We start from the raw sequence: 26,782 nt of genomic DNA, 5'->3' as shown, positions 1-26,782 counted from the left end.
CCTCCCGATTAGGGCCGCTTCGCGCAGCGGAGCGGAGCAGCCGAGACCAACCCGGCAAGCTCCACCGCTCGCTCACTGGCCGCGATCCGAGCACCGACCCGACGGTACTGGTGACGCAACGTGAGCAGCAGCAGGAAGTCACCATGTCCGCAGCCGAGGCGCTAGACGACCCCCGACCCAGCCCGTGTACATCTTTGGCGTACCGGACTTTGCACTGGAATCCGTACGCCGGCATCGGGCGGCATGCCGTCTGCGTCGGTGTGTCCTCGATCGAGGATGAGGATGTGGGAGAAGAGGCCGGGTCGTGTTCCGGTGACGCGTTCCTGTGCGGCGAGTAGTTCTCCGGTGCCCGGGTCGATGATCAGGGTGGTGGTCGATGTGTCGGCGACGACCCGGAAGCCGAGTCCGGCACGTCCGGCGAGGTCGGTGGTGGTCTCGTGGTAGGTGATGCCGGGCACTGCGGCCAGGACGTGCAGGGTCGTCGCGCGTTGCTGTTGGTCGAGGTATTGGCTGGCGGCCAGGCCGATGACGCCTCTGGTGAGGATTCTGGGGTAGGCGGGTTCGGTGGCCAGTTCGGGTGGTGCCAGTAGCTCCGCGAGTGCGGCCGGGTTTGTTGGCAGCGCTTCGGGCAGGTACGGGTGTAGGTCGTCTCGGTATCGGGTGGTGGTGGGTGGGGCCTGGGTGAACAGGTGTCGTTCGGTGGGTGTGGGTTGGTGGTCGACGTTCGGCATGTCGGGTGCGCGGCGGATGGTTTCGTGGCCGGAGCCGTCCGGGTGTCGCCAGCGTCGTAGGTCTTCGCGGCGGATCACGGTGGTGGCGCGGGTCCAGGTTTGTAGGTGTAGGTATGTGATGGGCAGGTGGGTGGTGCTGTCGGTGGGGACCGGGCGCAGGGTGGCGGCGATGGTGGTGAGGCGTTGCGGTGGGGTGAGGCCGGGCGCGGTGGCCGCCGTGTCGGGGGTGGTGGGCTGCTGACCGCCTGGGGTCGATGAGGGTGGTGCGGGTGTGGGGATGGCGGGTGCGGCGTGGCAGCCGGTAAGTAGGAGGCTGCCGAGGGCGGCGGCTACACGGCGGGTGTGGGTGTTCGCGCGGAGCATGGGTGTCCGGTTCCTTGCTGTTGTTGGTCTGGTCCCGGGGCTGCTGCGCCGTTGGAGCAGCCCTCGGGGCGGGTGTCGGTGGTGGCTCAGTCGGCGAGCGTGCTGGTGAAGATCGGTCGGCCGGCGTTGGTCGGCGCGCTGGTGGTGGTGTGTGAGGAGTGCGCTGCCGACGCCCTGGCGGCGGGCGTCCGGCACGACGTGCGGGAGAGCGAGCCAGTGATGGCGGCCACGTCCCCAGGCGGTGCGGGGCGGCTCGGTGGTGTGGGGTGGATGGGTGGTGTGGTCGCGGGGGTGGTGGTCACAGTGACCGCCGCCGTGGTCTGGTGTGCGGGAATGGGGTCCGGCTGCCGTTGGTGTCCAGGGTGCCGCGCCACATGCGCCAGATGGTGGGCCCGTCGGTGGGGAGTGTGATCGTGGTGCCGGCGGTGTAGCCGTGGCGGAGGTAGAGGCGTCGGTTGTGCATGTTGGTGGCTTCGAGGTAGGCGGGTATGCCGAGGTGGTCGAGGTGGCGGTGGTGGTCGGTGAGTAGGGCGGTGCCGATGCCTTGGTGGTGGCGGGTGGGGTCGACGGCGAGGTAGGCGAGGTGGTGGTGGGGCTGGTCGGGGTGGTGGGTGTCGAGGAGTTGTTCCAGGAGGACGAGTTTCGGTGCGTAGGTTCCGGCGATGCGTTCGAGTGTGGTGAGTCGTCCTGGGGTGGGGGTGTGTTCGTGGTGGGGGTGCCAGATCGCTACGGCGGTCTGGTCGGTGGTGGTGTGGACGAGGCCGTGTTCGAGGCCGTGGTGGTAGGCGTCTTTGAAGTAGCGGTAGTAGATGGTGCGTCGGTCGTCGGGGTCGGGGATGAGCCAGTCGGCGAGGGGGCCGGGGTGGAAGGCTTCGGCGAGTACGGCGATCAGGGGTCCGGCGTCGGTGCGGGTGGCGGGTCGGACGGTGACGGTGTTGGTCACGGTTTCTCCCTGTGGTTAGGCGGGTTGGTGGAGGGTGTTGGGGGCGCGTAGCGGGCTGGTGTCGCTGTCCGCGCCGAGGCCGATCGCCGTGTAGACGGTGGGGTTGACGGTGCGGAGGAGCAGTGCCCATCCGATGCCGAGCAGTGCGGTGGTGGCGTAGGCGGCGGGGAACGCCCACCGCAGCGGCGAGTCGGGTGCGACGCCGAGGAGGGTGTCGAACTCGCGCAGGGTCACGGTGAGGATCCCGGCGAGCGCGACCGTCGCGGTGCCCGGCGCGACCAGTGACCGCCACGGCCCTTCGGTGTGGGTGACCCGGGCGAAGAAGCCGATCACGGCGGTAGAGGTGACCGTCATCAGGATCAGGACGCCGAGGCCGCCGGTGACGGTGATCCAGAAGAACAGGTGCACGATCGGGTCCGCCCCGGCCACCGCGTAGCCGACCAGCACCGCGAAAGCGAGCCCACTCTGGACGAGGGAGCCGACCTTCGGTGCCCCGGTACGCCGGCTGGTGCGGCCGAACACCGCCGGTAGGACCCGTTCGCGGCCGAGGGCGAACAGGTACCGGGCCACCGTGTGGTGGAACGACAGCAGGGCGGCGAACAGCGACGTGATGAACAGGACCCGGGCGAGGGTGATGACGCTGTCGGCCAGGTACGGGGACACCAGGTTGAAGATCAGGTCGGTGCCGTCGGCGCGAGCCGCCTCCACGATCCGGTCCGGGCCGGTGGCCACCGACATCGCCCACGCCGACAACCCGTAGAGCAGACCGGTCACCGCCACCGCGATGTAGGTGGCACGGGCGATCGTGCGCCGAGGATCCTTCGTCTCCTCGGAGAACACGACGGTGCCCTCGAAGCCGACGAAACCGGTGATCGCGGTGACCAGCGCCGCCCCGATGCCGGCGGCGAAGACGTGCGTCGGGGCGAGGGTGACGAAGCTGACCGTGCCGTCGGCCGGGTGGGTGACCATGACCGCGTCGAAGGTCAACGCGACCACGCACTCGGCGACCAGGACCACGGCGAGGACGCGGCCGTTGAGGTCGATCCGGGCGACCCCGAGCACCGCCACCACCGCCCACACGGCGAGGGCACAGACCCACCAGGTCAGCTGCCAACCGTAGCGGTCGCTCAGAAACTGGGCGGTGACCGCGCCGGCCCCACCGTAGAGGCCGATCTGCATCGCGTTGTAGGCCAGCAGCGCGACCATCGCCGCACCGACACCCGCCGGACGACCCAAACCCCGGGTGACGTAGGTGTAGAACGCGCCCGCGTTCACGATCCTGCGCGACATGGCCACGTAGCCCACCGCGAACAGCGCCAGCACGACGGCGACCACCAGATATGACACGGGAATGCCGGTGACCCCGGTGACCGCGTACCCGGTAGTCGCACCACCCGCCACGACGGTCAACGGCGCGGCGGCGGCGATGACGAAGAACACCACCGACGGAATACCAAGCCGCCCACGGGCAAGAACGGCGGAAACGGTGTCAGGTCTCGTGTGGGACATCACTTCTCTTTCCACGAAAAGGTGAAATGGGCTCAGGAGGTGCGGTGGCTCAGCACCGCACCACCGACAACGGCACCGAGATCGGCGAGCAGGTCCCGCAGCGGCGGGTGCGCCTGCTCGACCTGCTGACCGAGGAACGCGCGGGCCGCCAGCGGCGCACCATCGAGCAGGACCGAATCGAGCTGGGTGTGCACCGCCAACCCGGCGAGAGCCACGTCGAAAGCGTTCAGCCGCTGGTAGTTGCGTACCTGGAAGGAAAGCCGGGCCCACGACCAGGCGGCGGTGTTCATGTCGGTGGGCACGTAGACGGTCCGATGCCGCCACCACCGGCCCACCTGCTCCGGACGCAGCAGCCCGAGCTGCCACATCCGGGTCGCCACCTGCTCATAGGCGCTGGTGCCCAGGAACGCCAACCACGTCCGGGTCGCGGTATGACGAGGCTCGGCCACCAGACGATCCAGGACCAGATGCCGCAGCCAGTCCTGCGGCGGCACCACGTCGATCACCCGCACATGCCGGCCTTCGAACGTGACCCGCCCCTCCTGGTACAACTCGACCAGCAACGCGGCAGCCAACCCATGCGCCGTCGCGGACTCGAACAAACGCGGACGACCGGTCTGATCGTCATGCGCCAGATAGAAGAACTCGTCAGCAACACGCATCGTGTTCCGCGCGGCGGCGCTACCCACCGCCCGCACCGGCCGGCTCGGCACCGGATGCTCGTGCAGATGCGGCGCATACCCACCGGGTACGCCGGAAGGTGTGTCGTTCACCGTCGACTGGCCTTTCTCGGTCGAATCATCGAAAACAAACCCACCCGTCACGACTCCCGCCTTCCCCCACGCAGCGCGGCGACCGCGACCCGCACCTCCATGCACGGCGGATGCCGATCGACATGCGGGTACGCGCACTCCGGCCGATGCCCCAGCACCCACACCCACTCGTCGTCCCGATTCGGCAGATCCCGCACACCCGCCACCACGACGGCGACCGGAGTGCCCGGAATCAGATCCCGCCCGTACGACCAGTCACCCGCCTCCAGCCGCAGCAGGGTCCCCGCCGCGACCTCCGGCAACGGCAGCGGCGACCTATACACGACCCCACCCCAGACCCCCAGCGCGTCGATCATGAGGTTGGCGGTTCGGGTGAGCGCTTGCCAACCGGCCAACCTCATGATCAACGGCGGGTCCGGCGATGGGCGCGGGCGTCGGGGCGAGGCCGAACGGACGGTACGGGTGATCGGCGTCGACCGGCACGAACCACTTGACGCGCACTGCCATCACCTTCCTGTTAGGGATGCGCGGCCAGGTCCTTCCCGACACCGACCGCGCACCCGACCATGGAGTGCGGGAACCGCTCCGATCGGGGGAAGCGGCACAGTCCCCGCACCCGGCTCGTGAATGGAACTGCCTTCCGCACGTACTGGGCATGAGCTGGCTGAAGAAGCCCGTGCGGCTCGTGGTGCTCCGCCTGATCTGACAGATGTGATCAGCCTCAAAGCGATGATCCGTTTGATGGCTACCGGGCCCTTCTGTCATTCATTACACTTTGGGCGTGCCCAAAAATCAACCGCCAAAAACAGATAGTTTATTTGAGAGGAACTTTTGCATCTAGTCATGAATGGGCAGGTCAAGGGGGGTGCGCCCCCCAGGTCTACACTCCGGATGCGTGTTTTAATTGGGCGCAGCGTGCGCCCAAGGTGAGTGAAAGGGTGGGCTAGGTGTCTGAGGCAGTGGGCTCGGCGTTGCTGCGCCGCCACATCGGGCGTCGCCTGGAGGCGCTACGGAAGCACGCAGGGCTGACGCAAGAGCAGGCGGCCGAGCAACTCCAGAAGGGCCGGACGACCATCGCCCGGTGGGAGGAAGGCCACGAGAACGTCCGTTTCCGCGACATTGATGTCAAGGCGTTGCTCGACATCTACGGAGCGGGAGAGCACGACACCAAGGTGCTGCTGGCCCTGACCGCCGAAACCCGCAACGGTCGACGCAAGAGCTGGTGGCATGACTACACGGAGACGGCGCTGCCGGCCTGGTTCGGCCTCTACGTCACGTTGGAGGACAGCGCCGAGACGATCCTCCAATATCAGTCGGAGCTGATTCCGGGCCTGCTCCAGACCCCCACGTACGCCGAACAGGTCGCTCGCGTGCCACCGGGTTATCTCGCCGAGGAGGAGATCACCCGTCGCGTCCAGGTCCGTGTCGAGCGACAGTCACTCCTCACCCGGCCCCGCGCGCCGCACCTCCAGGTCGTCCTCAACCAGGCGGTGCTCCACCGCCCGATCGGTGGCAACAAGGCGATGGCCGAGCAGATGACCCACCTGCTGGAGATGATGGTCAAGGCGAACGTGACCGTCCGCATCGTGCCGTTCTCCGCAGGCGTGCACAGCGGGATGGCCGCCTGTGGCCCCTTCACCATCCTCGACTTTCCCACCAACGATTTCGGAGACGCACTCGAACCCCCGCTCGCGTACGCCGAGACGCTGACTGGTGCGATGTACCTGAACAAGCCCGACGAGGTCAACGCCTACCGGCTGGCGTGGGCCGACCTGGAGAAACGCGCCCTCAACCAGACGGCGTCGAAACGATTGATCTCGGAAGCACAGAAGGGATACACCAGTGGCTGACTCGGCTGGCGCGATCTGGCGCAAGAGCACCCGCAGCGGCAACGGCGGAGACTGCGTCGAGGTGGCGACGAACCTGCTCGACCGGGAAGACGCGGTCCTCGTCCGCGACAGCAAGAACCCCCAGGGCGGCCACCTGGCCGTCACGGCACGGAGCTGGGCCGCCTTCACGGACGCCCTGCGAGAGAACGCCATCAACCTGTAACCAGGCAGGCGAAACCACCACAAGAGACCGCCGCCACTGACAGACGGTAGCGGGCCGCCGGCACAGCACGCGCCGGCTACCGTCTGACATGGCGTCCACACAGGATTCGCGTGCCCTTCGGCAACAAAGCGACAGCACGCTGTGGCCCCGGCCATCGTGGCGCGATCGTTGCCAACCTCAGTCGAGGATCCTCATCACCGTAACGATGGAGGCATTTGCCCGTGGCTGACACGACGACTGTCCAGTGGCGCAAGAGCAGCCGCAGCGGCAACCAGGGCGATTGCGTCGAGGTCGCCGACGCGCTGCCCGGTGGCGGCGTCGGCGTCCGCGACAGCAAGGACCCCAACGGCCCCGTACTGACCTTCTCCCCAACCTCCTGGGCCACCTTCACCACCACCCCACCCACCCCCAACCGATAAGCCAACACCACCCACCCCTGAACCGATGGGGGCCGCTACCCCAGCGGCCCCCATCAGTGCCCCATGCCCGTGTGGTGAGGCAGCCGGGCCACACGCGAATCGCGGCAAAGTCGCGCATCGGATCAGCGAGTCTGATGCCAGGTCCATGTCCGGCTCCAAGATCACGCTCGATACCGGATCGAGTGGCTGTTTCTGCGCTTCGATGCCACTCGATCATGGATCGAGCGTGACCTTGCACGGGCTGAGGCATGCGCGCTCATCGGCACGACCGGAGGCCAGCGGCAGCGCCGGGCGCCGACGTCACCTTCCGTCACGAGCGCCTCGCGGCAGGAGCGGATGCTCGTATCGCAGTCGAGTGTGCCGTGCGTAGCGGATGCCGGGCCGCCGGATCACTGAGCTGGTTCGGGATGCAGTGATCCGGCGCGTGTGGAGTGCTGCCACGGCCGGCTGTGATGGCGATCTTTTGGTATACCTTCGCAGCCGTTATATTGGCGTGTGTGGAGACTCCGATGCGCGAACCCACGTTCCTGATTCTCGCCGCCCTGGCCGGTGAGCCAATGCATGGGTATGGCTTGATCGCTGAGGTGGCCCGGCTTTCCGACGGCCGTATCTCGCTGCGCCCCGGCACGCTGTACGGCGCACTCGACCGGCTGGTCGACGCTGGCCTGGTGGCCGTCGAACGGGAGGAGATCGTCGACGGCCGGTTGCGCCGCTACTACCGACTCACCGAGCCGGGTGGTGAGGTACTGGCCACCGAGACCGAACGCATGCGCCGCAACGTCGAGGCGGCGACCGCCCGGTTGCGCGCCACTACGCCGTCGCCTCGCCTCAGTGGTGGACTCGCATGATTCCGGTGGAGAGCTGGCATAACCGCACTGGAGAACAGGATGGAGGCAGCTCTGCCGTGACCGGGCTGGAACGCCGCTATGCGCGGTGGACGGTGCTGTTTTATCCGGTCGACTATCGGCGGGAGCGCGGTTCGGAGCTGGTGGACACCTACCTGTCCCTGGCGGCGCCCGGACGCAGGCGACCCTCAGTCAGCGACGTCGCGGACCTTGCGGTCGGTGGACTGCGGCAGCATCTGAGGACCGCGCAGGGACTCGGTCCCGGTTTCCGCCTCGCTGGCTTACTCGCGTTGATGACGGCGACCGCCTTCGCGACCTGGTGGGCCGGTCTTGAAGTGCTTGCCCCCATACCGCCCTGGTCTTCGCGGGTCGGGCCGTTTCTCTCACTCGCTGTGGCGGCCTGGGCGACCTGGTTGCTCGCCGCCGTGGTACACGTCGCGGCGAGCAGCCGATGGCTGCGCTGGGCGATCGGCCTGGCCGTACTGGTGACTGTCGGCATCGTCCCGGCCGCGGCGCTGACCGGATTGCCCCGCCCGCCGCTGTCGGTGCTGCTGCCCCAGATCGTGCTCGGTGTCGTCGCGCTCGGTACGGCGGGCCAACGCCAATGGTGGGTCCGGCTCATGCCGATCGCCGCCGCGGCGGCGGTGACGCCGATCACCATCGGTACCGCGCCCAGCCTAAATTTTATGACCGGCTACTTCGATCTCACCATGACGGCCTTGCCCGCCGCTGCGGTCGCGCTACTGATCTGCACGCTGCTGATCGCGCTCGGCCTGGCCGCCGGGCGCGACTTTCGGGGTGCTTGGGCGATGCTGATTCTCCTCGCCCCGATCGGGATGCTCGCGGTGAACCCGCTTGGCGCGATGCTCGACTCCGGCTCCGGCCCTGGCCGGGCCGTGATCCCGGAATGGTCATCCATGGTCGTCGCATCGGTGCTCGTGGTCATGATTGGACCGATGCTGGTGTCGCTCGCCCTTGTGGCGCGCGGCCGTTGGTCGCCGGGCCGCCGTCCGCGCGGCACGGGCCGACACCATTGCCCTACCTGCGGCGCACCCTCGACACCCGCGTAGCCCACAGCACGACCAAAGCGCAGCCTGCGAGCCGGACACCAGTCTCCACCCCATCCCACAGAACGTCTGGGCGCACGGTGGACCGCAACACCCCATCGCCATGACCAGATGCACTGATCTCGATAGGTTCGGGTGTCCTCGCAGCTGTCCACGGCCAAGGTCGGCGGCTACCGAAGGTGACGGAGGTGCCAGCACCGACGCGCGCCCGCTCGGCGGCATGAGCGTGCAGTGGATCATCGTGGCGGACCGCGACGCCTTGGCCTTTTCATCGCTGTCTGCGGGTGCTTGGCATCGCAGACCAGCGAGAGGCACGATGCAGTTATGCCAGGTCAGGTCGAGACGGCTATTCGAGCTGGGGTTCGGGCGGGTACGCGCCTCCCAACGCCGACTGGTCGCGCCACCTTCGGGGTCGACGAGGTTTCCCCAGCCGGGTTGGTCTTGCTCTTCGGGACCAGGCAGACTCGAACGGTCTTTAGCTGGTCCTGCCTTGAGGGCATCCCGGGGTACCTGCACGGACGCGGCTGGGTTCGGGTTGGGGCAAACCGTGATGTTCGCGGCAACCGAGACACATTGGACGGGTATCTCAAGACCTTCGTCAAGCGGCAGACAGCAGACTACGTGGCGGTCGTCCTGGAGCGCGCTGGACTCGTCGATCTGGATCGAGAACGCCCCGCACGGGTGCGGCTGCGGAGGACGTGACTACCGGTGGGCGGTGGTCGCCGCTCAGGGCATTCCGCACAGATGGTGACGAGTGCTCGGGTAAACGCCCCGCGTTGTCAGCGGCATGAGAGTAAGCCGGTCTTGAACGTGAGGTTTGCCGTTGATTGCCGGAGTGTTCGGTTTCGTTGGGGTTGCTCAGTGGCCTGACCAATGTCGTTGGGTCTGATTGGTGACACTGGGGAACAAATCTTGTTGCTGCGGTGATCGTCCGGTGTAGCGTCTCTGGCCGTGGCGAGGGTTGTTGCGATTCATAGATTCTGAACACGTACTTGACGCGTCCGCAGCTCCTGTACTAGATCCGCAAGGTGATCAAGAACCGTGGAGACTTCCCCACCGACGACGCCGTGGTCTAGCTGATCTGGCTGGCCATCGCCGATATCGAGGACGAACTCGCCCGCCAACGTGCCGCCGAGGCCAGCAAACCCCGTACCCGCCTAAGCCACCCCTCCCACAGCACAGGAACCCGCCAGCTAGGTCGATGTTGCACTCGCCCTAACATCCTGTATCAACGCTACAAGGAGGATCGCAGACCATGGGTTTGTTCTCTCGAGGCCCGAAGAGAGCCGCATCACGGTTCCCCCACGATATTGTGCGTACCCTGGAACTCTTTGGGCGGTTCGAAGCGAATCCACAGGGCAGCGGAGTCGACTACGACGAGGTTGTCCATAAACTATTCATTCCCTACGTAGAGCAGGCTAACGCCGACCCGGACGGCTTCTTCACCGACCTTCGAGCCGTCGTTGCTAACGATGCTGGCGGGTACGCGACCTTCGGCGCTGCACGCCTCGTGTGGGAGTTACTGACCGGGGATATGAAGAAGAACCCGCCGGCACCCGCCTTGACACTCGTTAAGGCGGGGGTCGAGTTCAAGCGCGCGCACGGGTTGGGGCTCACTATGTGGGAAATGGATCTGGACCTGTTGCCATGACCTGGAAGCAAACAAATGCTGTCGGGCCTGCCGAGAATCTCCCCGGCAGAGAGGACAGCCGACCCACCTGGAACTGTCCTGCGGAGAGCCGCGACGAAAAACCTCCCAGCAAATTTCAGCAAGCGATAGGGCGGAAGAATCACATCACGGAACGCCTTGCCGGCACCTTGCTTCACTCTGATGGGACGACGCATTAGTCCACCGCCACTGCCCAACTGATCTTCCGTTGCCCACGTACTCCGCGTCGCGAAGCCTTTGAAGGTTATAACGTTGCAGTTTGGTCCGGCAAGCTGGTGTCCGTCGACGCTCCTGCATCCCTCCCCGCCACCTATGTCTGGAATCTCTAGTGACTTCTGCTACGAGCTCAACGTCAATGCAGGACTGGTCCACTGTAGGGCCCTCAGCGGCGGACCAGATGGTGGCCCTAAGCCGCGAACTCGACACGCAGTTGCGGACGAACGCCAAAACCAGGCGTAAGCACGTCCGCGATATGGTGCGGCAGTCCGCCGGACTCGCAGCAATGCCGCGTCTTCTTGACTCGGAGGGGGCACCGCCAAACTGGGCACCGTGCGCCAGTAACGACTGCCCAGGCGCTGCCGTGGCACCTGGTGAGCGTTGCATGTTCCATGCGCCGAAGACGTGGCGGGAGGAGACCATCGCAACTGCACTCGCATCACGCGCGCTCCTCGACTACAGAGGCTCCCTTGTCACCCTAGACATGATTGCCGAGCTGAAGGATGCTGCCGACCTTGACGGTGAGAGGAAATCAGTGATCACGGCGGCAGTGCGCTTCGACTGGTCCCATTTTCCTGACGGCGGGAATTTCTCGCGAACCCACTTTGCCGAATCGGCGATCTTTGTGGGATCGACGTGGTCCGGCGATGCAACGTTCGCGGATTGCTCCTTCGACCAGGAAGCGCGATTCACATTCTGCGTCTTTGACAGCTTCGTCGACTTCCGACGCGCCGCCTTCAACGAGATGACCGTGTTCTCCGAGGCCCGCTTCGGTGTTACCTTTCCGACGCTGGTTGCCGGCTCACAGGCAATTACCTGGTTTGGGCAGGCGCGCTTTCTCGGCAAGACGTACTTTACCGGCGTGTTCTTTGCCGGCGCCGCAGATTTTCCCGACTGCGTCTTCAACGAAGAGACAAGGCTGGGTGGCCTGGTCGTCGGCGGAAGCTTTTTCTCGCTTTCGCATGCGACAGTCCGCGGCAACATGCATGTTACTGCCTCCGCTCCCATGGTGTGGCTTGACCACATTACGGTTGACAGTGGCGCCCGCCTTTACCTCGATCTGCGACGGGCAGAAGTATCGCTCCAACATGCCCAGCTCAACGAAGATGTCTATCTGTCGTACTGGAGCGGCGAGCATGGCACTACCGCGATGTTGAGTGATCTCTGCGTGGTGGAGCGACTCGGCGGGTCCCGAGTAGCCGACTCAGTGCATCCCCGCCTACTCGCAGTCCGCGGCACTTCACTCGCACGGCTAGTTCTCCGTGATGTTGACTTGTGGGCATGCCGGTTCACCGGAGCACGCAACCTTTCCTCCCTCACTATGGTAGGCCGCAGGCTACTACCGCGGATACGCGGTCGCCTTCGTGTCGCCGATGAAGTCGGCTGGCAACGGTCGCTTGGCCGAAGTTCAGGCGGATGGGCCGACAGCTACAACGAATCCGCCATGGAAACGCGGCTGAAAGCGACGACCGCGGCTGATTCCGCCACAGCGGACATGCGAGCCGAGCTTCGTGGCATCCGCAGCGCTCTGCCGGAGCCGCGAGCTCAAGACGTACAGATCATTTACAGAACGCTTAGAACTCTGCTCGAGGGGTCGGGCGACAAGCCGGGTGCAGACGACTTCTACTACGGAGAGATGGAGGTTCGACGCACCGCCCCCCGCCACGAGCCTCTGACCTCCGGCTGGACCCAGCACGCGCTCGTATGGCTTTACTACGGACTTTCTGGATACGGACTGCGTGCCTCACGCGCCTTCGGATGGTTTTTTATCCTGCTGCTACTCGGCACGTTTGGTCTGCACGTTACCACCACAGTCGCTCCCCACTCCACCACTGCCGCCACGGCGGTGGCGATCCCTGGCTCGCCAAGGGCGAACGGCACAGACACCGGTGCGCCAGCACTTTTCCCAGACGCACTCCTTTCTGCGTTTCAACTTTCAACCTTGCCGCTATCCAGAACAGAGCCCTTGCTTCGATACTCCAGACCAGGAGAACTCGTCCGCCTCTGTCTAGTCGTCATCGGTCCCGCATTGCTCACACTCGCGCTCATTGCCATCCGTGCCCGAATTAGAAGGTGAAGGGGGCTCGATCAGGACCGAGCCTGAATCGTGCATTGCCCGTTGGGCTTGGCACCATAAAATCCCCTACCGAGACTAGCGTCTGTCAATGGCGCTAATCAGACAAATGCAGTAGCCATTCTTCTAAACTTCTGCATGGAGGCAGTCTCTTATGGAGTTTTTCTGCGCCATTGCCGTTATTGGGGTCATCATCGCTGCGGTGTTCTACATCAAGCACTCAGCCCAGACCGCCGACCCAGGCGAGCTGCTAGATGAACTCGACGAACAAGTGCAACAAGCTCTCCGTTCGACGTTCACAGAAGAGGTGGTCGGACCAAAGGACTATCGGGCGGGCCTACGCGGCGTGTTCGCGCAGCAACACGCACTCGTTCAGGCGCTCAAACCCGGCGAGCGCCTGAACCTTGTCATTCCGGCCATGAGACAGGGGCGCTTCGAGGGCTTGGCGGTGGTCGCCGACCAGCGGGTCATTGAGTTCAAAAACGAGATAAAAAGTCAGGTGCCGATCCATGAGATCGTTACGACGAAGCTGGGCACGCATCCGGGCGGCTTTGCTATCGCGGAAATCATCGGCGAGAACTACACGCCGTTCAGCTCTGGAATCTCCAGTTGGCAATTGGAGCTTAACCGGAAAAACCACGTGCAGGTCGACTTCCCCATGCTTTCCGTCGCTCGCCATTTCGTGGCAATAATCGACGGTCAGCGGGGCCGTAACGACTAAAGGATGTCTCGTAACTCCATGGAGGCGTTACCAGGCTACCTGCAACAATCCAAATATGACACTCAGATGATTACCGATGGGCGGCTGGCAGTCTTTGTGGCGCACTCACATCGGCAGATCCGGATGGGGTTCGGGGTCTCGCTCGGCGGGGCTGGTGTCGATGAGGTGCCGGGTCGGCGGGTCGGGGTCTCTCCCTTGGTGACGTCCTCGTCTGGCGACTACACCGCGACCTTGCCGCGCAAGCGGATGGGTTCTGCTGTGTTGTTCCGCGATCATTCCGGTCGGGTGCTCCTCGTGGAGCCGACCTACAAGGACTATTGGGAACTGCCGGGCGGGACGGTGGACGCCGACGAGTCGTTGTACGACGCGGCCGTACGTGAGTTGAAGGAGGAACTCGGCTTGGCCGTCGCTCCTGGTCGGCTGCTGGTCGTGGACTGGGTACCGCCGCGCGAGGGCCGTACCGAGGGGGTCATGTTCGTGTACGACGGCGGCATCCTGGATGCGACACAGACCGCCGAGATCTCCGTTCCGCCTGAGGAGTTGCGGGGCTGGGCGTGGTCGACGCTGCCCCAGGCACAGCAGCGACTTTCGCCGCTGCTGGCCCGGCGGGCTGCCGCCGCCTTGGAGGCGGTCGCGGATGGCGTCACCCGCTACCTGGAAGACGGCAAGCGAATCGCCTGAGCCGAGACATGCTGAGGTGCGACGTTGTTCCGTACATGATCGTTGGCCAGGGTTATTGGAGCGTCAGGTTCGCTGTGCTGTACCAGCTTGCTCGGTTACTCCCGCTTGACGCACCTGCGCTGGTCGTTCAGGCCGCCAAGGGCTTCGTGCAGGTCTCGCACGCCAGTCAGCGTTGGCCAGCGGCGATTCAAGGCGGTATCCAGGGTGCGTAACTCGCCTGCGATCCGGGCTGATCCTGACTGCCGCCACACGTCGACACATCCGATGGCGAGGTGCGCGGCCCGCTCGGGGTCGGGGTCCGGGCCGGTGACGACGATGTTGGCTAGCTTTGCCCGTAGGTGCGCGTGGTCGCGGGCGAGATGGGGCGGTGTTTGCCGAATCTTCCGCTCAAGGATGGCGGCAGCGGTCACCGAATCGCCCGCGCTGCGGTACGCGCTGGCGCTCTGTTCCTCCAGCGTGTCCAGGTCGTATCCGCGCAGGTAGACGGGCGCGTCCGGCCGTACCTCGTCGGGGCTGTCGGCGAGCAGTCCGGCTGCGGTGTCGAGGCATCTGCGGAAGCGGTCGATGTCGGCGAGCTGCGCCCAGCCGCGGGCTTCCTGCTGGCTGGCCAACGCCATGAGTTTCGTGCTGATGTCGCCCCGCACATGCTGGGCGGCGGCAGCCAGAGCAATCACGGCGTTCGGATCGTTGTCAAGGGTGGCGATGTTGCTTTTCCGGACGAGCAGGTAGGCCACCATCTCGTCGTCACCCGCCGCCTGAGCCCACTGCGATGCCCGGTCGGACCAGTGCATCGCTGCGATCAGGTCGCCGCTGTCCTGGTGCAGCCAACCGGCGAACTCGGCGTACTGGGTCAGGAGCCGAAGCACTGACTCGGCGCTGCCGGGTGCAGCGTGCCGACGCAGGGTGTCGAGCACATCGAGTTGCGCCATCACCGGCCCGAGGAGCTGGCGGGGGCCAAGCATCTTGTCGGCGGTGTAATGCTCGGTGAGCAGCCGCCGGAAGTAGCCGAGGACCTGCGGGTCAAGCCGACGTGGCCGGTCGAGAACCTGGCGCACGCGGTCTGCCTGGTCAAGGTCGGCGATCCCGGCGGGGAGCACGGCACGCAGCGCGCCGGTGGTCAGCAGGTGCGTGAACTCGCGTCGCGTCAGGGCCACCCGCACGATCCTTCCGCCGGCCGTCCGCAGCTCCAGCTTCACCGTATCGCCGGGGCCGGTTCCCAGGGTGGCCGGAAACGCGGCCGGAGCCGGCCGTCTGCGGGCGCTATCGACGGGTGCCAGGCCACGCAAACGTGCGAGCAGGCCGCCACTGTTCAGCGCCGTGTCGAGGGTCCTGACCACGTCGGGGTCAACGAGGTGTTCGCCTCGCTCCGCACGCGACAGGCGGCTGTAGTCGTAGTGGACTGCCTTCCCGAGTGCCCGCAACGAAAGGCCGGCCTCGGTGCGGAGCTGCCGAAGGGCGAGGCCGAACACGACTTGCACCGCCGGTTGGCCGACGTGATCCGAATCCATCACGGCCGATGTTGCCGCAACACCCATCTTATTCACAAGAGGTGATGCGGAGGCAACGCTAAGTGAGGCACTGGCAGGAAGCCCGACAACCCTGAGGAGCGGAACATGACCACGACCACGCTCAACCCATCGCTCACGCATCGCCGCGGAAACACACTGGTATCGCCCGAACTGTTCGCTCGACTCACCGCCCGCATTACCAAGGACCACCCGGAACTGCCGCCCGACATGCCGGCACGCATTCTCGACCAGGCGCTGGCGTTCCTCGCTGCTGCTGCCCTCACCACCACGCCGATCGGTCCATCCGACCTGGTCGACATCGGCTGGCACACCTTCATCCTTCACACCCGTGACTACGCCGCCTTCTGCGACCGTTTTGCCGGACGATTCATCCACCACGAGCCGGAAGACGGCAGCGAGTGGCCGACCAACCCGCCGTCCGGCACCACACCGCTCGCCCAGGCCGTCGCCGCGATCACCAATGCCGGCTACCGACTCGACCTACCCCTGTGGCGTGCAGCCGGGGCCGACTGCACGCAGTGCCACGCCGGCTGCCACGACAGCCCGACACGCTGACCCGACACGCACCCCCATTGCTGCGGCGGCCGTAGGCTCCAGGACGACCGACGGCCGCCGCAGCCAACAAAGGGGGGCGGGCATGCCCGACCACCGCTGGGACGACCTGCCCGCCCCCGTGCGCCGTGCCATCGAAGGGCACACCGGCCCGGTCCAAGCCGCCATCTGTGCCACGACCGGATCCGTCTCGGACGTCGCCGCAACACTCCATACCGACAACGGACCGCTGTTCTGCAAGGCCATTCGCACCACCAGCCCGATGGCCCGGATGCACCGCACCGAAGCCCGGGTCAACCCATGGCTACCCGACACCGCGCCACGACTGCGATGGACGGTCGAGGAAGCCGGCTGGCTCGCGCTCGGCTTCGACCACGTGCCCGGCCGCCACCCCGACCTATCACCCGGCTCATCAGACCTGCCGCTCATCGCCGACACCCTGACCGTCCTGTCGCAACGGCTCACCCCGTGCCCGCCCGTGAAAGTGCAGGCAGCCACCACACGCTGGGAAGGCCGACTCCATCCCGACGTGATCGACGGGAACACTCTGGCGCATACCGATGTCACGCCATACAACTTCCTGGTCGGCACACGGGTCCACGTCATCGACTGGTCCATGCCGTGTCGGGGCGCACCATGGATCGACACCGCGCTGATGATCGTCCGTCTCATCCGAGCCCGCCACACCCCGGCACAGGCCGAAGCCTGGGCCGGCCAAGTTCCCGCATGGAAACAGGCCCCGCCAGCTTCGCTGAACGCCTTCGCCAAAGCGCTCGCCGACTTATGGGCACAGCGACTGCGGGAGAACCCGACCGCCCCGCACCGGAAGCCGCTCGCACTGGCTGCCCACGTCTGGGCCATCCACCGCTGCGGTAGCAGATCACCACAATGATGGAGGCATTCACCCGTGGCTGACACGACGACTGTCCAGTGGCGCAAGAGCAGCCGTAGCCAAGGAACCCAACGGGATCCCGCCGCAACTACTGGGTCTGGCCGCGTCGCACCCACCGTTGGGAGCCAGCGTAGTTAGTCTGATCGCGGGCCCCAACAACGGTGGTGATGACTGGATGCGTCGACGTGACCTGATCGCCGGCACGCTCGGGCTGACCGCCAGCGCTGCTCTCCTGCCCACCGATGCGGCAGCCATGGCCTCCACGGTCGAAGATGTCATCTTCGGCCGGGTGACCGCTGATCCCATCTCCGGCCAGCGGCTCGGCGCGCAGCTCGCCGCCGCCAGAGCCGACTTCCGGGCCTGCCGCTACAGCCAGCTCGCGCGGCGTCTGCCCCGTCTGCTCGCCCAGGCCACCGCTGCCCGGGACCAGGCGTCCATCGATGATCTGGAGCAGGCAGCCGGCCGGCTCGCCCAGGCGTACAGTGTCGCCACCCAACTACTGATCAAGCTGCACGACGACGGCATGGCCTGGTCCACCTCGGACCGGGCGGTGCAGGCCGCCCGCGCCAGTGGCGACCCGCTGGCGATCGCCGAAGCGACCCGGCTCGCCGCAACCGTGCTGCGCCGCACCCATCATCGCGACGGCGCGCAGCGCCTCATCCTGCGCGCCGCGCAGCAACTCGACGCCGACACCGGCCTGACCGCTCCGCAGCACACCGCAATGTATGGGCAGTTACTCGCGGTCGCGTCCTACACCGCCGCGATGCGCGACGACCGCGACACGGCCTGGGCCCTGCTCACCGAGGCCAACGACGCGGTACGGCGGGCCGACATCCCCGACAACGAGCGGATCACCCCACTCGACCTCGCCGTCTACAAGATCAGCATCGCGCGGGTGCTCGGCGACTACGGCTCGGCCGTCGACTACGCCAAACAGGTCGACCCTGCCCGCATCGCCGCCCCCGAGCGCCGCGCCCGCTACTGGGAAGACACGACCCTCGCCCTGCACGGCCGAGGTCGACCAGAAGCCGCCTTCCAAGCCCTCCTCGCCGCCGAACGCGACACCCCTCAAGAAGTCCGCTACCGGCCATGGGCCCAGAACCTCACCCACGACCTGCTGAGCGCCGGTAACCGCAACGCCCTACCCGGCATCCGGGAGTTCGCCACCCGGATCGGCGTCGAGACCTGACCACCGACGGCCGCCACAGTCAACAAAGCGGGGCGCGGGCCTGCCCGACCACCGCTGGCACGACCTGCCCGCCTCCGTGGTGTTCTTTGGCGACGACATCGTCGCCGTGGCCATGATCGACCGCCTCGTCCACCACGCCAAAGTCGTCTCACTCAAGGAAGACAGCTACCGACTCAAAGAGCGTGACCTCGGCCGCGTCCCCGCAGCCACCAACGACGTAATCACCGCTCGCGGTGTCCATGCCGATGTTGCGGTGGGTAGACCACGGTTCGTCGCAAGGTTGATCAGGCGAGTGGGCAGGCCACGTTCGATGTCCATTGGAGGACAGTGACGACGCGGGCCGCCAACGCGGTGATCAGACATACCTCACTCCCTTCGTCCGAAGCGTAGCCCGGCGCGCCTCGGCTACGCGTCGTCGAACCGGGCGCCGTTGGTTGCCTGGTGGAGGCTGTGGCAGTGGGAGGCGGTGGTGATGTGGTGTCTGCTGTCCGCACGGCCGTGATTTCACACAGAAACAACTATTTCTCAGTGAAATCACGGCCGTGGGCAGAAGCCACCTCGGTGGAGGTGGCTGGCGGACGGGACACCGTGGGCGGTCGATCGCACTGGATCCAGGTTCGAGTGGTCATCTTGGGGCTTCGATGCCACTCGATCATGGACAACGTTGTTGCGTTAGCGGTGTGGTCGGTGGGTCAACCCCTGCCGGGTAGCGGGAACGGGACTCCTGGTAGATCAACTTGTGTCGAGCAAGGCGATCATCGGGAGTCCCGTCATGGAGAAGTCTGTCATCACCAGGTTGGTGGAGGTGGCCGGGGGTGTGTACGCGCCGGGCATGGGACTGTACAAATAACGGCTGATTGACCGATCAAGGGAGAGACGCCAGATGACGACCGAGGCCACCGTGGGACAGCCGGCCGTGGGGCCGGTGGGTGCGGTCACGGATGAGCAGTTGATCGCGATGCTGGTCGATCGGGCTCGTGGGGACGGGCTGAAGCTGACCGGCGAGGGCGGGCTGCTGCAGCAGTTGACGAAGCGGGTCCTCGAATCGGCGTTGGACGGGGAGATCACCGACCACGTCGGCTACGACAGGCATGACTCGGCGGGTCGGGGTAGCGGGAACACCCGTAACGGCAGCCGGACCAAGACGGTGCTCACCGACGTCGGGCCGGTCGAGGTGCGGGTCCCACGCGACGCGGCGGGGACGTTCGAGCCGCAGATCGTGCGTAAGCGGCAGCGGCGCCTGACCGGTGTCGACGACATGGTGCTGTCGCTGTCTGCTAAGGGCCTGACCCACGGGGAGATCGCCGCGCACCTGGCCGAGGTCTACGGCGCTGAGGTGTCCAAGCAGACCATCTCCACGATCACGGACAAGGTCATGGACGGCATGGCGGAGTGGCAGAACCGGCCCCTGGACCGGGTGTATCCGGTCGTGTTCATCGATGCCATCAACGTCAAGATCAGGGACGGGCAGGTCGCGAACCGGCCGATCTACCTGGCCATGGCGGTCACCGTCGACGGCCACCGTGACATCCTCGGTATCTGGGCCGGTGACGGCGGCGAGGGCGCCAAGCACTGGCTGCACGTGCTCACCGAGTTGAAGAACCGCGGCGTGGCCGACGTGCTCATGCTGGTCTGTGACGGGCTCAAGGGACTGCCGGAGGCGGTGGAGACGGTCTGGCCGCGCACAATCGTGCAGACGTGTGTGGTGCATCTGCTGCGCAACTCGTTCCGCTACGCCGCCCGGCAGGACTGGGACAAGATCGCCAAAGCGCTGCGGCCGGTCTACACCGCACCGACCGAGGACGCCGCCACCGAGCGGTTCCTCGAGTTCGCCGAGGCGTGGGGCCGTAAGTATCCGGCGATCGTGAAGCTGTGGGAGAACGCCTGGGCGGAGTTCGTACCGTTCCTCGCCTTCGACGTCGAGATCCGCAAGGTCATCTGCTCCACGAACGCGATCGAGTCGGTCAACGCCCGTATCCGCAAGGCCGTGCGAGCTCGTGGCCACTTCCCGAACGAGCAAGCCGCACTCAAGTGCGTCTACATGGCCTTGATGAGCCTCGACCCGACCGGCGCGGGCCGCCGGCGCTGGACCATGCGCTGGAAGGCACCTCTGAACGCCTTCCAGATCGCCTTCGAAGGCCGGCTCACCCCGGCCAACCACTGACCACCTCAACAACCAAGATCAGCCGTTAACTTGACACTCCCCCACCACCCTGATCGGCCCGATCGGCCACGCCGCACTGACCCATCTCCTACCCACCGGACGTCCCCGACGCGTCAAAGCCCGCACCCGCAAAAACCCCACCAGCAAATACGGCCCCAACGCCGGCCAACACCCCGCAACCACACAGACCTACACCTTCCACGCCACCATCACAATCTTCGAAAAAGGACTTGACCCCCGCACAAAACGCTAAACGCAACAACGTTGCGATCATGGATCGAGCGTGATCTTGTACGCGCTGAAGCACGCGCGCTCATCGGCCAAATCCGGGTGCTCGGACGGTGTGGTTGGATCGCCCTGGCGAGGGGCTCTGGCGTGACTGGATGGTTTACCTGGGCAGTCGGTTCCGACTCGGGTCGGCCTGCCCGCTACCGTCTGCGTATCGCGGCGGCCACGCTTCCAGATCCGCAGCGAATAGCCCAGTCCTGAACAGCACGAGGAGACACCGATGGCCGACGCCACCAGCGACGCCGATCCCACCGCTGACGCCGAAGCGGGAACCGAGGAGCAGCCGCAGCCCTTCGAGAACCGGGCGGCACGCCGGTCCAAGGGCAAGGCCACCGCCAACCACATCGGGGGTACCGCGAGCCGCGCCCACGGCCGTTCCGGCACGGTGCAGAGTCCTCGCCAGTATGGCAACCGCCGAACCGGCTGATCTTCGGACCTCCTGGTCACGGCCGTGTTCAGTAGCTGGCCCTTACCGGCGTCCAGCCGCAGCCGCAGGTTCGTTGCAGGATGGTGAGGGTGAGCCACTCGGGTGACGCTGAGGGCAGGCTTAGTCCCGGCGCTGTTGCAACAGCAGACTCGACTCGGCAGGAGCCTGCGTCGGCCTTCAGACGGGCCGTGACCGTCGGGTAGCGCGTGACTCGCGGCAGGTATCGACTCAAAGAGCGTGACCTTGGCGCGTCCCCGCAGCCACCAACGACGTGTTGGCGGCCAGTTCGGATTCCCCACTGGCAGGCCACTCAGCGGGGACATAGTTCAGCGCAGTACGCGGCACGCGAGGAGGCTCGAAGTGGGTCCGAGCCCGCTACGGTTGGCCGATGCGACGACTTACCGACGAGACGGTCCTGGCGGTTGGCAGGCTGACGTTAGCCGCTGCCGAGTTGGAGTACCTTCTCGCGGGCATCGGCGCCAGTCGAGCCGACGGCGATCTTGCCGCGATCTTCACCGCTCCCGGCGAGCCGCTGCGGGTGGCGCGACGTTCTGCCCAGCTCACGCCTCCGGACCGCCGTGACGAGTTCGTCGGGCTGATCGAGGCTGCCGCGACATACCTCGTGCAGAGCCGGACCGCCGTGCGCGCGATGTGGTTCGAGAACGGACTCGTCAGCGTGGCGACGTTCGACGAGATCTCCAGCCTCATCCTGCGATGCCGCGACCGGTTACAGGCACTGCTAGACGAATCGGATCGGACGCCTGCCGCTCTACCTCGATCTCGATAGCAGCCACACCGCACGTTTTCCGCGGCGAATGAGGATGCCGTTGGGCATCGCGCTCGTATTCTGCTCGGCGATGTGGCCCGAAGCCCGGGTCAAGCCCAGTCCGTGATTCGAGCGGGTTGTTTTGGCCGCACTTCAGACGGGTGTCTCTGCCAGGGAGGGGAACGCGGTACGCGGCTGCTGGCCCGCCCACCACAGCCCGATCGCAAGCGCCGCTGTCGCCTCCAGGTACGCCGCCCGCGCCAGCCCGCCGCACGGCGCTGGCGTGCAGCCGATCGAGCTGATCAGGGTCTCCGTCGCCGCGGCTGCCTCGGCGTCGTCGGCGCAGTAGGGCACGGCCAGCGGTACGCCCTCGAAGGCCGGCGGACGTAGTGTCCAGATGCTCGCGTGGCAGAGATTGAACGCCTTGACCACGTGCGCGTCGGGCACGGCGGCTGCCAGCTGCCGCGCCAGAGACGTGACGCCGCCGGTGTCGAGCATCAGCCCGTCGCTGGTCGGTACGACGGGGTTGGTGCAGTCGATGACCGTCCGACCGGAGAGCTTCCCGGCAAGGCCGCCCACCAGGTGCGGCGCTTCTGCCGCCGGGACCGCGAGAAGGACGGCGTCGCCATGGGCTGCCGCGCCCGCGAGGCTGCCATGCCCGGCCGCGCCGATACGGCCGGCAGTCTGCTCCGCCCGCCCCTGATTCCGGCCGCCGATCACGACGTCGTGCCCGGCCGCGCTCCACGCGCCGCCGAGCGCCGCCGCCATACCGCCCGTGCCGAGTATGCCGATTCTCATCCGCCTGCTCCCTCCTCCGCTGCGCAGCGGCTCGGTACGCCGCCGCCGTCCAGGACGATAGGCAGGCCGATGCACACCGAACGGTGTGCGATACAGCGGGCAGGATGGGCGCATGGGCAACCCCGCCAACCAGCTCGACGACTACACCTCCGACTGCCGGGCCCGCGTGGCATTCGAGGTCCTCGCCAACCGCTGGGACAGCGTCGTGGTCTTCACCATCGCCGCGTACGGCCCGATGCGACCGGCGATGCTCCTTGCCCGCATCGGCGGGATCAGCCCCAAGGTCCTCAACGACGCGCTACGCCGGCTGGAGTACAACGGCCTGGTGGCGCGCCGGCCGTACCCGCAGGCGCCACCCCGCGTGGACTACGCGCTGACGGAAGCAGGCGGCGCGCTGCTGGAGCCGATGCAGGCGATGGGCGCCTGGGCCACCCGATACGCCGAAGCCGTCCTTACCGCCCAGGAACGGTTCGAGGCGCGCAAAACCTCCACCCGACCCGGATCCGCTCGGCGTCGCGCTGAAAGCACCCCGCTGAACCCAGCCGGTGATGCCGAACCCGAAGGAACGGGACGGTGACGTGGCGGCTTTGCGTCACCGGCACCGGTCAGCCGGGTAACCGATTCGCTGCCTTCTGCTGCTTTGTGCGGATGCTGAATGATCAAGCCGATGACTACTCTACCGGTCGGCCACCATACTCTTCGTAATCCCCTCGGCTTGGAGGCTCCGTGAAACTTGTCGGTCCAATAGCGCGACAAGCCCGACATATCGGCACGGTGACCGTTCTCATTCTGCTCTCCACACTGGCGATGGCGGCCCCGGCCAAGGCCGATCTCATCTGGCCGCCTCGTGGCTGGTGCGGGCCCCACACCACCGGTGGCCCCTGGTACGAGATCCTCGCCTCCGAGGTGAGCCCGACACTCACCCACTTCATGAGCCTCAACATCGCCCCGGGCACGACGGGTGAACGGACCGAGACCCTGACCAAGGTCAGTTCGGTCAGCACGACCATCGGTGGCAGCGTCGAGGTCAGCAGCTCCGCCGGAGCGATCTTCACGAAGGTCTCGGTCAAGGTCGGGTTCACCGTGCAGAACACCAAGGCCAGCACCGACACCGAGACGACGAGCATGCGCTGGAGCTTCAACGAGCCCGGCTACTACGGCCTGTACAAAGGCACCCGGGCCGTCTCCGGTGAATACACCTGGTTCAGGTGTCTACGCCACGATCTCGGCCCCCTGGGAGTGGCCTACAACGTCGTGCGCGAGGGCACCCAGACGTACACGACCTTCGACAACATCGAGGTCGGCACCGTCCGATGCGGAGACGCCGTACCGATGGGAACCCTACGCTTCAAGGCCCGCCTGCAACTCGGCTGCTGACACCCTCGTCGGGCCGCAGGCCCTGGTCCCGTTCGCCTCCGGATGCCGCACTGCTTTCGTCACGACGCGGACTCTGGCTCGATGACGTGTCGGCGGATGGTGCTGGCGTGGGGGTCCCCGAGGGGGTCGAGGATCTGGAGTGCCTGTCGCCAGCAGCGTTGGGCGTCGTCCGGCCGACCGGCAGCGTGGAAGGTGTCTCCGAGCGCGGCGAGGGTGAGTCCTTCGCTGCGTCGATCGTCGAATCGACGGAAGAGACCCAGGGCTTGCTCGTGCACTCCCCGGGCCTCGTCAAGCTGGCCGGCCTGCTGGTAGGCCAGGCCGAGCGGGTACGACGCCCAGGCGACGCTCCACTGGTCGTTGATGCCGTCGAGGATCGCGATCGCTTTCCGATACGGGGTTTCCAAGCAGATATTCAACAGCATCACCCGGCACGCATGGTGGCGGTTGATGCGATGGACCCGGAATAAGTATGCGGGCAAGAACCGGCCCAGCATCAAGGAAGTTCGCCGTCGCTTCTGCGACGTCGGCTGGAGATTCGCTCACAACGGGGTGGCGTTCACCGGCGCATCCAGCGTTAAAGTGACCCGTTACCGATATCGGGGTAACAATATTGCGACCCCGTGGACACCGATACCGCCGATAGTCAGCGGTTAACCTCGATGATTCGCCGGTGGTGGCTGCTGGTTCGGCCGGAGCGCATTGGTCGATGATTGTTGATGGGTGTGGCGGTCTGGGCATGGTGGTGGGCCGTCTGTCGCGGCGGCGGGGCGTGGTCTCCTGGGGTGTCCGGTCGTAGGTGTTGGGGCTGACGGGGGTCAGCCGGGTGCGGGGATTGTCGTGATCCGGGTGAACGCGGCGGACAGTTGGGTGGCCCAGGGCCAGGTGGCGGGGATGCGCAGCCAGCGGCGGCGTTGGCCGTGGGTGAGGCGGGCTGCGGTGTGCAGCAGCCGGTATCGCAGTCGTTTCGGTTCGGCGCGGGCGAGGTCGCCGTCGAGGGCGTGGATCTGCAGCCAGGCGAGCAGGTCGGCGGCGATCGCGGCCGCGAGGCACCAGGCCTGGTTGATGGCGAACTCGCGGGACGGGAGCCGGCGCAGGCCGGTGTCCTTGGCGCAGCGGATCCGGTCCTCGACGCGGGCGTGGGCGCGGTGGCGGGCTTCGAGCCACTGCAACGCGCCGGCGCGGGTGTTGGTGACGAATGCGGTGTAGCGCCAGCCGTCCCGGTGCTCGAACAGCGACAGCTGAGCGCCTGGGTGCGGGCGTTCGCGGCGGACGATGACCTGCATCGTCTGGGGCCAGCCGGGCAGGGTGAGCAGGCCGGTCAGCTCGGCCACCTCGGCTTTCTCACGGACGCCGCCGTCGGCGGTCAGCGCCGGCGTCCACGCCGTGGCGGGCAGCGCGGTGATGGCGGCGCGTTCCGGCTCGCCGACCGACCAGCCGATGGAGTACTCGACGGTGCGGCGGCGGGTGTTCAGCGCGGTGAGCCAGTCCAGCACGACGTGCGTGCCGGCCGCGCTGTCCCCGCGGATCAGCAGGTTCCGGCGATGCGCGGCGGGGATCTGCGCGATCGCGTCGGCCAGCACCGCGAGGTGGTCGGCGGCGGTGTTGGCGCCGGCGTTGCCCGGCCGCAGCGTAAGGGCCAAAAGTTCGCTGGTGTTGTCGCAGGTCACGAGGATGGGGTGGAAGCCGTAGGTGTGCTTGTAGGTGGCCGCGGCGCCGTCTTTGTCGGAGTGCGCGATCAGGATCGTGGAGTCCACGTCCAGCACGACCACCCCGTCACCGATGTCACGCCCGGCGGCGCGGGCCGCCGGTGGGCCGCCGAACAGCTGCCACAGCCGGGCCCGGACCTTCGCCCTCGCCACCGCGATGCGCCGTAACTGGGCAGGGCCGATCTCGTCCAGGGCCCGCCAGACGGTGGTGTCCGAGGCGACCGGCCCGAACACCTCGCCCTGGTGCCGCAACACGTCGATGTCACAGATGGCTTCACCGCCGTCGGCGATCATCACGGCCAGATCGACCAGGACTCGGCCCCGGTCATGAACCGGGAACACCCCGGCACGGGCGAGCGCTGCCGACAAGGCGTTGGTTAGCCCGGCCCGGTCCGCGAGCATCCGCAGCAGCGCCGTGCCGACGTGCGACACCACCTGTGTTCCGTCCGCGGTGACCCGCAGATCCTTCGACCACGCCGTAAACTGCACGCCGGAAGTGCCTCCTTGGTAGAGATCCTTGTAGATGTCGCAATCACAAGTTTCCCCTGCCGGAGAGGCACTTTCGTCTATTACACGCCGGTCAGACCCACAAGTTGATGATCACCACGAATCACCCGGGTTAAGACACGTGGAGAGCCCGTTGCGGTGAGAATCGCACGGCGGGTTCGGCGAGCGGCCTGGAGAAGTTTGGTCTGCATCCTCCGTACCACCGCCCCGGCCGAGTCCCTGCTCGGCCAGCAGACAGCAGCGCCGGTGTTCACCAGTGCATCTTCGGACATTACGGTCCCTCTCTGACTTGAACACGCTGCCGCCCTTCCCCATGCGCTCGGGCTTTCCCCGGCTCGGAGTACTACGACGGCTCCGCCACACCCGCAGACCTTCGGCCGGCGTCGCGCCTATCCACCCCAATGCCGACCTGGCAGCCCAGCCCGGATGGAACGCGTCGCGGATGCTTCCCACGTTCACTGATGCCCGGTCGAAGAGTTAGGCACCCGGCTCTGCCCCTGCGGCATCGCCACGGCTACGCCGTA

The 26,782-nt window shown here is 66.5% G+C and carries 28 protein-coding genes and 1 pseudogene; 19 read left to right on the top strand and 10 right to left on the bottom strand.

The genetic code is table 11. The features are described from left to right. Positions 1–161: 161 nt before the first annotated feature. The 6 genes from ACQPYA_RS18730 to ACQPYA_RS18705 all read right to left on the bottom strand — a co-directional run bounded on the left by ACQPYA_RS18730 (position 162) and on the right by ACQPYA_RS18705 (position 4,675). Positions 162–1,094, bottom strand: a complete 933-nt coding sequence (locus tag ACQPYA_RS18730; RefSeq protein WP_433528385.1) for a hypothetical protein — start codon at positions 1,092–1,094, stop codon at positions 162–164. Between the two features lie 86 nt (positions 1,095–1,180). After that, entirely contained in the window at positions 1,181–1,324 is a 144-nt protein-coding gene (locus tag ACQPYA_RS18725) for a hypothetical protein (RefSeq protein ID WP_433528384.1), read from the bottom strand. A 68-nt stretch (positions 1,325–1,392) separates the two neighbouring features. After that, positions 1,393–2,037: a GNAT family N-acetyltransferase gene (locus ACQPYA_RS18720; protein WP_433528383.1), complete on the bottom strand. Its 645-nt coding sequence runs from the start codon at positions 2,035–2,037 to the stop codon at positions 1,393–1,395. Between the two features lie 15 nt (positions 2,038–2,052). Continuing rightward, positions 2,053–3,546: an APC family permease gene (locus ACQPYA_RS18715; RefSeq protein WP_433528382.1), complete on the bottom strand. Its 1,494-nt coding sequence runs from the start codon at positions 3,544–3,546 to the stop codon at positions 2,053–2,055. Between the two features lie 32 nt (positions 3,547–3,578). Then, the gene (locus ACQPYA_RS18710; protein ID WP_433528381.1) at positions 3,579–4,319 is read right to left on the bottom strand and encodes a GOLPH3/VPS74 family protein; all 741 of its coding nucleotides are present in this window, start codon (positions 4,317–4,319) and stop codon (positions 3,579–3,581) included. A 47-nt stretch (positions 4,320–4,366) separates the two neighbouring features. Then, positions 4,367–4,675 (bottom strand): hypothetical protein, encoded by a 309-nt coding sequence (locus ACQPYA_RS18705; RefSeq protein ID WP_433528380.1) that lies wholly within the window; start codon positions 4,673–4,675, stop codon positions 4,367–4,369. Positions 4,676–5,266: 591 nt separating this feature from the next. Here ACQPYA_RS18705 and ACQPYA_RS18700 point away from each other — a divergent pair. The 9 genes from ACQPYA_RS18700 to ACQPYA_RS18660 all read left to right on the top strand — a co-directional run bounded on the left by ACQPYA_RS18700 (position 5,267) and on the right by ACQPYA_RS18660 (position 14,063). Beyond that, entirely contained in the window at positions 5,267–6,169 is a 903-nt protein-coding gene (locus tag ACQPYA_RS18700) for a helix-turn-helix domain-containing protein (protein WP_433528379.1), read from the top strand. Next, on the top strand, positions 6,162–6,371 hold the full coding sequence (locus ACQPYA_RS18695; protein ID WP_433528378.1) for a DUF397 domain-containing protein: 210 nt from the start codon (positions 6,162–6,164) through the stop codon (positions 6,369–6,371). Before ACQPYA_RS18700 ends, ACQPYA_RS18695 begins: the two co-directional genes overlap by 8 nt. A gap of 221 nt (positions 6,372–6,592) precedes the next feature. Continuing rightward, complete coding sequence (locus tag ACQPYA_RS18690; RefSeq protein ID WP_433528377.1) at positions 6,593–6,790, top strand: DUF397 domain-containing protein; 198 nt, start codon at positions 6,593–6,595, stop codon at positions 6,788–6,790. Between the two features lie 497 nt (positions 6,791–7,287). Further along, positions 7,288–7,638: a PadR family transcriptional regulator gene (locus tag ACQPYA_RS18685; RefSeq protein ID WP_433528376.1), complete on the top strand. Its 351-nt coding sequence runs from the start codon at positions 7,288–7,290 to the stop codon at positions 7,636–7,638. 56 nt (positions 7,639–7,694) lie between these two features. After that, positions 7,695–8,705, top strand: a complete 1,011-nt coding sequence (locus tag ACQPYA_RS18680) for a hypothetical protein (protein WP_433528375.1) — start codon at positions 7,695–7,697, stop codon at positions 8,703–8,705. Between the two features lie 1,252 nt (positions 8,706–9,957). Continuing rightward, entirely contained in the window at positions 9,958–10,353 is a 396-nt protein-coding gene (locus tag ACQPYA_RS18675; RefSeq protein WP_433528374.1) for a hypothetical protein, read from the top strand. A 619-nt stretch (positions 10,354–10,972) separates the two neighbouring features. Continuing rightward, the gene (locus ACQPYA_RS18670; protein ID WP_433528373.1) at positions 10,973–12,664 is read left to right on the top strand and encodes a pentapeptide repeat-containing protein; all 1,692 of its coding nucleotides are present in this window, start codon (positions 10,973–10,975) and stop codon (positions 12,662–12,664) included. A 151-nt stretch (positions 12,665–12,815) separates the two neighbouring features. Further along, entirely contained in the window at positions 12,816–13,382 is a 567-nt protein-coding gene (locus ACQPYA_RS18665; RefSeq protein WP_433528372.1) for a hypothetical protein, read from the top strand. A gap of 18 nt (positions 13,383–13,400) precedes the next feature. After that, positions 13,401–14,063 (top strand): NUDIX domain-containing protein, encoded by a 663-nt coding sequence (locus ACQPYA_RS18660; protein ID WP_433528371.1) that lies wholly within the window; start codon positions 13,401–13,403, stop codon positions 14,061–14,063. Positions 14,064–14,158: 95 nt separating this feature from the next. Here ACQPYA_RS18660 and ACQPYA_RS18655 read toward each other — a convergent pair whose 3' ends face one another. Next, positions 14,159–15,571 carry a helix-turn-helix domain-containing protein gene (locus ACQPYA_RS18655; RefSeq protein WP_433528370.1) on the bottom strand — a complete coding sequence of 471 codons (1,413 nt, stop codon included), beginning with the start codon at positions 15,569–15,571 and terminating at the stop codon, positions 14,159–14,161. 105 nt (positions 15,572–15,676) lie between these two features. On the opposite strand from ACQPYA_RS18655, the gene ACQPYA_RS18650 reads away from it, so the two are divergent. The 7 genes and pseudogenes from ACQPYA_RS18650 (at position 15,677) to ACQPYA_RS18620 (ending at position 21,891) form a co-directional block, all read left to right on the top strand. After that, positions 15,677–16,147: a glycine-rich domain-containing protein gene (locus tag ACQPYA_RS18650; RefSeq protein WP_433528369.1), complete on the top strand. Its 471-nt coding sequence runs from the start codon at positions 15,677–15,679 to the stop codon at positions 16,145–16,147. An 82-nt stretch (positions 16,148–16,229) separates the two neighbouring features. Continuing rightward, entirely contained in the window at positions 16,230–17,036 is an 807-nt protein-coding gene (locus ACQPYA_RS18645) for a hypothetical protein (RefSeq protein ID WP_433528368.1), read from the top strand. Positions 17,037–17,211: 175 nt separating this feature from the next. After that, on the top strand, positions 17,212–18,225 hold the full coding sequence (locus ACQPYA_RS18640) for a hypothetical protein (protein WP_433528367.1): 1,014 nt from the start codon (positions 17,212–17,214) through the stop codon (positions 18,223–18,225). An 85-nt stretch (positions 18,226–18,310) separates the two neighbouring features. Next, positions 18,311–18,436, top strand: a pseudogene (locus ACQPYA_RS18635) (ATP-binding protein); the annotation flags it as partial. A gap of 747 nt (positions 18,437–19,183) precedes the next feature. Continuing rightward, a complete protein-coding gene (locus ACQPYA_RS18630) occupies positions 19,184–20,389 on the top strand; it encodes an IS256 family transposase (RefSeq protein WP_433533476.1) in 1,206 nt (401 codons plus the stop codon). 508 nt (positions 20,390–20,897) lie between these two features. Next, positions 20,898–21,104 (top strand): hypothetical protein, encoded by a 207-nt coding sequence (locus ACQPYA_RS18625; RefSeq protein WP_433528366.1) that lies wholly within the window; start codon positions 20,898–20,900, stop codon positions 21,102–21,104. A 388-nt stretch (positions 21,105–21,492) separates the two neighbouring features. Continuing rightward, positions 21,493–21,891: a hypothetical protein gene (locus ACQPYA_RS18620; RefSeq protein ID WP_433528365.1), complete on the top strand. Its 399-nt coding sequence runs from the start codon at positions 21,493–21,495 to the stop codon at positions 21,889–21,891. A 132-nt stretch (positions 21,892–22,023) separates the two neighbouring features. Here ACQPYA_RS18620 and ACQPYA_RS18615 read toward each other — a convergent pair whose 3' ends face one another. Continuing rightward, complete coding sequence (locus tag ACQPYA_RS18615; RefSeq protein ID WP_433528364.1) at positions 22,024–22,668, bottom strand: NADPH-dependent F420 reductase; 645 nt, start codon at positions 22,666–22,668, stop codon at positions 22,024–22,026. 112 nt (positions 22,669–22,780) lie between these two features. Between ACQPYA_RS18615 and ACQPYA_RS18610 the strand changes: the two genes are divergently transcribed. Beyond that, a complete protein-coding gene (locus tag ACQPYA_RS18610) occupies positions 22,781–23,245 on the top strand; it encodes a winged helix-turn-helix transcriptional regulator (protein WP_433528363.1) in 465 nt (154 codons plus the stop codon). A gap of 197 nt (positions 23,246–23,442) precedes the next feature. Further along, positions 23,443–24,045: a hypothetical protein gene (locus ACQPYA_RS18605; RefSeq protein WP_433528362.1), complete on the top strand. Its 603-nt coding sequence runs from the start codon at positions 23,443–23,445 to the stop codon at positions 24,043–24,045. Positions 24,046–24,104: 59 nt separating this feature from the next. Here ACQPYA_RS18605 and ACQPYA_RS18600 read toward each other — a convergent pair whose 3' ends face one another. Continuing rightward, positions 24,105–24,449: a tetratricopeptide repeat protein gene (locus tag ACQPYA_RS18600; RefSeq protein ID WP_433528361.1), complete on the bottom strand. Its 345-nt coding sequence runs from the start codon at positions 24,447–24,449 to the stop codon at positions 24,105–24,107. Here ACQPYA_RS18600 and ACQPYA_RS18595 point away from each other — a divergent pair. Further along, positions 24,406–24,699 (top strand): group II intron maturase-specific domain-containing protein, encoded by a 294-nt coding sequence (locus tag ACQPYA_RS18595; protein WP_433528360.1) that lies wholly within the window; start codon positions 24,406–24,408, stop codon positions 24,697–24,699. The two genes, ACQPYA_RS18600 and ACQPYA_RS18595, sit on opposite strands and share 44 nt — an antisense overlap. 161 nt (positions 24,700–24,860) lie before the next feature. Here ACQPYA_RS18595 and ACQPYA_RS18590 read toward each other — a convergent pair whose 3' ends face one another. Next, positions 24,861–26,240, bottom strand: a complete 1,380-nt coding sequence (locus tag ACQPYA_RS18590) for an IS1380 family transposase (RefSeq protein WP_433528359.1) — start codon at positions 26,238–26,240, stop codon at positions 24,861–24,863. Positions 26,241–26,782 lie beyond the last annotated feature (542 nt).

It is taken from the genome of Micromonospora sp. CA-263727 (assembly GCF_050942455.1).
GTDB lineage: Bacteria > Actinomycetota > Actinomycetes > Mycobacteriales > Micromonosporaceae > Micromonospora.
This window is presented reverse-complemented; position numbering and strand designations above follow the sequence as displayed.